Source organism: Pseudomonas sp. LAMO17WK12:I10 (genome assembly GCF_900215185.1).
Lineage (GTDB): Bacteria > Pseudomonadota > Gammaproteobacteria > Pseudomonadales > Pseudomonadaceae > Aquipseudomonas > Aquipseudomonas chlororaphis.
In genome coordinates, this window is the sequence record NZ_OBDX01000064.1 from 1 (window position 1) to 6,002 (window position 6,002).

Annotated in this window: 7 protein-coding genes; 2 read left to right on the forward strand and 5 right to left on the reverse strand. The window is 50.0% G+C overall.

Going from position 1 to position 6,002, the window contains the following annotated elements; genetic code table 11:
• From CRO75_RS31805 to CRO75_RS31825, 5 genes are all read right to left on the reverse strand, one after another.
• The coding region (locus CRO75_RS31805; RefSeq protein WP_143504032.1) for a transposase at positions 1 to 237 on the reverse strand (237 nt) is incomplete at its 3' end.
• Between the two features lie 332 nt (positions 238 to 569).
• Positions 570 to 1,130, reverse strand: coding sequence for a PqiC family protein (locus CRO75_RS31810; RefSeq protein WP_097140576.1), 561 nt, complete (start codon positions 1,128 to 1,130; stop codon positions 570 to 572).
• A 13-nt stretch (positions 1,131 to 1,143) separates the two neighbouring features.
• Positions 1,144 to 2,793, reverse strand: coding sequence for an MlaD family protein (locus CRO75_RS31815; RefSeq protein WP_097140578.1), 1,650 nt, complete (start codon positions 2,791 to 2,793; stop codon positions 1,144 to 1,146).
• Positions 2,774 to 3,418, reverse strand: coding sequence for a paraquat-inducible protein A (locus CRO75_RS31820; RefSeq protein WP_097140581.1), 645 nt, complete (start codon positions 3,416 to 3,418; stop codon positions 2,774 to 2,776). The genes CRO75_RS31815 and CRO75_RS31820 overlap by 20 nt, the downstream gene beginning before the upstream one ends.
• On the reverse strand, positions 3,415 to 4,011 hold the full coding sequence (locus tag CRO75_RS31825) for a paraquat-inducible protein A (RefSeq protein ID WP_097140583.1): 597 nt from the start codon (positions 4,009 to 4,011) through the stop codon (positions 3,415 to 3,417). The genes CRO75_RS31820 and CRO75_RS31825 overlap by 4 nt, the downstream gene beginning before the upstream one ends.
• Positions 4,012 to 4,362: 351 nt before the next feature.
• Here CRO75_RS31825 and CRO75_RS31830 point away from each other — a divergent pair, with 351 nt between their 5' ends.
• Both CRO75_RS31830 and CRO75_RS32935 read left to right on the forward strand, forming a co-directional pair.
• Positions 4,363 to 5,538 (forward strand): HlyD family efflux transporter periplasmic adaptor subunit, encoded by a 1,176-nt coding sequence (locus tag CRO75_RS31830; protein ID WP_158539518.1) that lies wholly within the window; start codon positions 4,363 to 4,365, stop codon positions 5,536 to 5,538.
• Between the two features lie 52 nt (positions 5,539 to 5,590).
• A partial coding sequence (locus CRO75_RS32935; protein WP_177409819.1) for a hypothetical protein occupies positions 5,591 to 6,002 on the forward strand: 412 nt, incomplete at its 3' end.

Below are 6,002 nucleotides of genomic sequence, written 5' to 3' on the forward strand. Positions count from 1 at the left end.
CATCAGTGCCAGCCAGACACCTTTGCGTGACCATCGGTCATAGCGGACGTAGACTCGGTGCCAGTGACCATAGCTATCGGGCAGATCACGCCAAGGGGAGCCGGTTCGGGCCACCCACAATACGGCTTCAACAAATAGGCGGTTATTGCGGGCAGTGACACCTCGGTCGCTGGCTTTTCCCGGTAGTAGATCCTTAATGCGCTCCCATTGATCATCGCGCAGCCAGTAGAGCCTCATCCCGCCCCCAAATGGTTAAGGGTATCGAACGACTCAAATCACCTCAAATGAGAACGCCCTGTAGGAATGACTTCAAACTCGGGCCTTGGAATTTGTTTTTTGTGCTGACTGTTGAGGCAGCTCCACCATTGAGATGCAATGCTTTGTTCCAGATCTACAGTCCAGTATCGGGCTTTCCTCGACGCGTCAGCGCCAACGCTTTCGAGCGGATATTTCGATGGTCTGTTTTTTGGAATAAGCGCCGCCGCTTACGAACGGTATCTTGCACTTCAAAGTGTTTATTCAGATGCCAATAGTCTTTCTCTGATGTCTGGCTTAATATGATTAAATATTTACGGCGTGGGAGGGCACTGGTCTGTATTGGTGCGAACAACTTTATTGATATCGGTTGCAAGTTTTTGGATATTGCTCTGGTGAGCGATAACAATATCATTGACGCTTGATCCCGCCGGGGTTCTATAAATGCTCCGGCAAGTGAGCAAAATATTATCGTCGATGCCTTGATTACGTATGCGCCAGGTAATATCGACTAACGCATATTGTCCTGGAAACGAATCAAATCGCTGCACATCCAACCGTACCGAGACTTTGCGGCCTATGCCGCCACTAAGCAATCTATCTGCTAGAGCACTGCGCATTTCATCTGCCAGGCTTGCACTCCACCATTGGGTTTCTAGAATTGCCAGGCTGCTGTTGCTTTGACGAATGACGATTTGCTGTCGGTCAACCTGAGGCGGTACAGTGACGATATCGATCTGAATCTCTGCACCGCCAAGCGGTGGGAAATTCCAAGGCTGGGCCGGGGTGAGGGTGTGGAACTGAATCGAGTCGCTGCGACATGCGGCGAGAAACAGCAATGTAATCGTTAAGATGAGCTTTTGTGCAATTGCCATCGGTGCTATTCCTCTATTTATTTCTCTGTGCCTTGCTCTCTGCAGAATTATCTAGTCTGCCGTGAATCAGCGATTCTGGGTGCCGCGCTAGATAGTCTGTCAGCTCGCGAATAGATCGCGACATACGGTCGAGTTCTTCCAATGTCTGGGTAAGCTGTTCGTGTTGCGGTGAATCTTCGGCGAGAGCAGAACTGGTCAATTGCAGGGTCATTCTCAAATCGGTCAGTGTGGTTTGGATGCTGGGAAGAGTCATTCCGTTAATTTGTGCCAGTACTTTGTGTAATTCGACCAAATTGCTATCGAGATTACCTGCAATGCGATCCATCGGCAGCTTGCTGATCTTGTAGACTATTGTCTGCAGCTGCTCCTGCAATTGCTCAAAGCTTCCGGGAATAGTCGGAATGCTCACTGGGCGGGTGGTGGGGTCAAACACAGCCTTTTCAGCTTTGGGATAGAAGTCGAGTGAAATATACAGCTGCCCAGTCAACAAATTTCCGGTCCGAGCTTGGGCGCGTAAGCCCTTCTCGATAAAAGTACCCATGAGTCGAACACCAGCAACCTCATCGAAGGGGTCGTGATTTAATGTTTTAAGCATTTTTGTGTGAGCTAAACCGAGGCGTTGGGGGTAGATCAGGATGCCGACGTCCACCGGAAAGCTACGGTTGTCCGGATTAAAGTCCATATTGACGGCCACCACTTTGCCAATTTCAACCCCTAAGAATTCGACTGGTGCGTCGACTTTTAATCCGCGCAATGCTTGTTCGAAACGCAGGGTTAGATATTGTGCCTTTCCATTTGGCGGGGCGAGCGCCGACTGTTCGTCGTCGAACAGTTCAAAGGACCTTTCCTCGGCAGCTGGTTGGTCATTGGGACTGTATTCAGGCGCACGGAAGGCGATGCCTCCTACCAGCATGGATGAGAGGGACTCGGTCTTTACTGCAAACCCATTGCTTCCCACATCAATATCAATGCCGCTAGCATTCCAGAATCGGGTATTTTCAGTGACATAGACATCATTGGGGGCACGTACAAAGACTTCAATGTTGACACCTTTGCCAGCGGGGTCAAGCGAATAGGCCACGACTTGGCCGACTGGGATCTTACGGAAATAGACGGGAGAGCCAATATCCAACGAGGCCAAATCTCGACCGGTTAATGTAAATCGCTTACCTGGTTCTCCATAGGTAATAGGCGGTGGAATTTCAAGCCCCTTGAAGTGCTTAACATGAGTTTTAGCCTGACCAATATCGGCACCAATATAGTCTCCAGATAGCAGTGTATCGATGCCTGATACACCGCTAGTACCGATTCGTGGTCGTACAACCCAAAATTTTGAATCTTCTCGGGTGAAGTGTTCAGCTTCCTTAGCCAGTTTTATGGTTGCGTCGACACTTTTCTGGTCTCGACTCAGCGCCACCTCGATAACGCGTCCGATCACGACGTTGCGGTACTTGACGTCGGTTTTATTAGCGCTCAATCCAGCACCGGTATTGAAGTTCACGGTAATGGTCGGTCCGTCTTGTGACATGCTATGAATCACCATCGATAGCCCAACTAACACCGCCACGATGGGTACAAGCCACACCAGCGAAACTTTAAAGCTCCGTGTTTCGATAATGGCCTTGCTGATAGCTGGTGTTCCTTCAGTGGCGTGCAAACTCATCCATGCTCTCCTTGATGTTTGTTGTATCCCAAATTAAGCGAGAGTCAAAGCTCATCGCTGATAGCATTGTAAGGACTACAACCAAGCCAAAAAATAAAATTCCTATGCGGGGCTCTATATTAGCGATGCCGTGAAACTTCACGAGCGCTCCTACTAGTGCAACTACAATGACATCCAGCATCGACCAGCAGCCTATTAGTTCAACGAAGCGGTATAGCTGGGAGCGCTCCTTACAGCCCCAGACGCTGTGACGTTGAACAGTAACCAGCAAAAAAATCATAGCGCTAAACTTGATGCTAGGTACGGCAACGCTGGCAATGAAGATTATGAGTGCAATATCCCATGCGCCGTGTGCCCAAAACTCCAAAACGCCGTTCATGATGGTGCTGTCTGTATTGCTACCAAACAAGCTGGTATTCATAACGGGTAGAAAATTGGCCGGTACGTAGAACAGAAGAGCTGCTATCAAAAAAGCCCAAGTACGGGTTAATGAATTGATCTTTCTAACATGCGAGACCGCTCCGCAGCGATCACATGCGGATGGCTGGCCGCTCAGATTGCAGGCTTTGCCACAGCTATGACAGAGACAAAGGCGGAAGTGGCGGGCAATTGGTGGCGTATTCATGAAATGTCCCAGAGCGTACGTATATCGCGTCCTGCAACACGAATAAGCAACAGGCTTATTGCAGCCAAGGCAAATAGCCCATTGCCTGGTAGTACGTCCAGCATGCCGGCAAGTTTGAACATGGAGACCATTATTCCTAGTAAGCATACCCCCAGCATGCTCCATGGTCTGAGCGACTCTAGTAAGCGCATGCAAATCCGGAATCCTGGGGCACGCTGATGATGGAAAGCGAAGCAGAGAACCCAGGTAAGCAACGCTAACTGAAAGGTCGGTGCGATTATGATGACTATCGCTGTCACCAATGCAATGAAGTTAATTGGACCTAAACTTAGAGTCAGTACTGAGTCCCACAGGGTGGCGCTATTTTTAAGGCTTCGAAAGCTAATAGTTATTACCGGATAGAAGTTTGCGAAAGCCCAAAGTACCGCCGCCGTAACCGTGAGTGCGAGCCGATGTTCAACTGATAAACCGCTAAATCGTTGAAGCACTCCTCTGCATCGTACGCAGCGCAAAGTTTGATGCTTGGCAAGTTCTATCTTCTGAAATACACAGTCACAGTATTCGCAGATAATCAGTGTGTCAGGGGCTGGCATGAGATTCGCTCGTCAGAGATACAAATCTCTGGATCATATTTATCGTTTACCGTGAGAGAGGCTTGCCACGAGTGGCTTGAAGACTTCTGCGTTTGGGCCTCATCCGGGCGGCTATTCTGCCTTTGTATTAGGCCGGAAAAATAAAATTTATCGGCACATGATGTTGATAATTAAATCTTCCTCCGACCGTAAAAATATACGCCTCTGCGTGGCGCTTATTTGTATGGAGGTTTTCCTTCTGGGGTGCAATGCTTGTGTGGAATGAAGCTAAGCGTAGGTTTGGCTTAACCGCTTATAGCTTGCTGAATTGGACGTGGCTTGCTTATTTTACTTATGTTAAGGAGGTGTTCTGTGGGTGTGCGAAGCGATGGGTGTGCGCGCTGGTCGGATGGCTCTGCATGGTTGTTAGTTGTGGTGCTTGTTGGTTGTTGTGCGTTCTTGGGTTGGTCGGCAAATTTTTCTATTGATGAGTTAGCGCGTGCTCGTGGGCAGGTTATTGCGGTCGCGCGCACGCAGGTCATACAGGCTTCTCAGGACGGCGTTCTTGGTGGTGTCTTTGTTGAGGAAGGTCAGTTGGTTAAGCGCGGGCAATTATTGGCGCTGATGGAGCAAGATCGAGCGACGGCTGCGGTTGAGGATAGTCGGAACAAAGTCGCTGCGCTTGGCGCAAGTTTGGCCCGTTTGCGTGCGGAGGTCTATGGTACTCCTTTGAAGTTTCCTCCTGAGTTGGATGGATTTGCAGCGTTTCGCGAAAACCAGGAGCAGCTATACAAGGTCAGGCGTCAGGCGCTTGAGGAGGGCGTTGCGGCGCTTGAATCTAGTCGAAACTTGGTGCGTGCCGAGCTTCGTATTACAGAGCCGTTGCTACGCGCCGGGGATGTCGGTCAGGCGGAGGTTATACGCCTCAAGCGGCAAGAAGTTGAATTGGATGGACAGATCGTCAATCTGAAAAATAAGTTTTTTCAGGATGCGCAAGCAGACATGACCCGTGCCGAGGAGGAGTTGGCTACTCAAGGGCAGCTTTTGCGGGAGCGTGATGTTCTATTAGAGCAAACGAAGTTCCTAGCTCCGGTGGACGGAGTGGTTCGTAAAGTATCCATCACTACTCTAGGGGCGGCCTTGCGTCCTGGTGAGGTGCTGATGGAGATGCTGCCAATGAGCAGTGAGTTGATTATCGAGGCTAAATATCAGCCTTCGGATGTTGCTTCTTTGCATGTTGGTTTGCCAGCCCAAATTAAATTAGATGCTTATGATGATAGCGTCTATGGTGCTCTTTCTGGCGAGGTTATATATATAAGCCCGGACACTTTGTCGGAGCCGGATCCTCAGAAAGGTGGGGAGAGTTTTTATTATCGAGTTCATATCCGTATAGACAACCCTTCAGCGGAGCGCGGGCGTGCTAAGGGGCTCAGGGTGATGCCTGGAATGACGGTCACGGCAGAAATTCGCACACGGGAACGAACGGTTTTTAGTTATTTAACTAAGCCAATTACCAAAACGTTAAACCTAGCCATGAGTGAGCGTTGAATCGTTGGATAGGCGCGTTTGAAGAACTGATCTTTAGTATGTGGAGTAAAACATGAAAAGTGGTGCCGCTGACGCTCAGTCCATGCCGCTTAAGGGCGAAGCTCTTCCTCTTGCTGAAATGCAAGTGGCCGCTGTTGCTAGAAATACAGATCCATTTGAAAATATGCTTGCTGAACTAAAGGCGCGGCAGGCGGCTTATCGTTTGGCAATGCGACGCCGGCTTGGTGCGGAAGAGGAAGAAGAGGAAGAGGAAGAGGAAGAGGAAGAGGAAGTGGTCGAGGCCAAGGGAGGGCAAGAGGCCGAGGCGCAAGGCGCCGGTCAGGACGCTGTGCCGGGCGAGAAGGAAGGCAGCGGTCTTGCTAGTTTTTGGATGAACGGTACAAGTCCCGACTGGACTACCATCGGTCTCACTGCTGGTGTCTTGGTCGGTGGTATTGCTCTTGCGTCGTCTGGTGGGGGGGGGG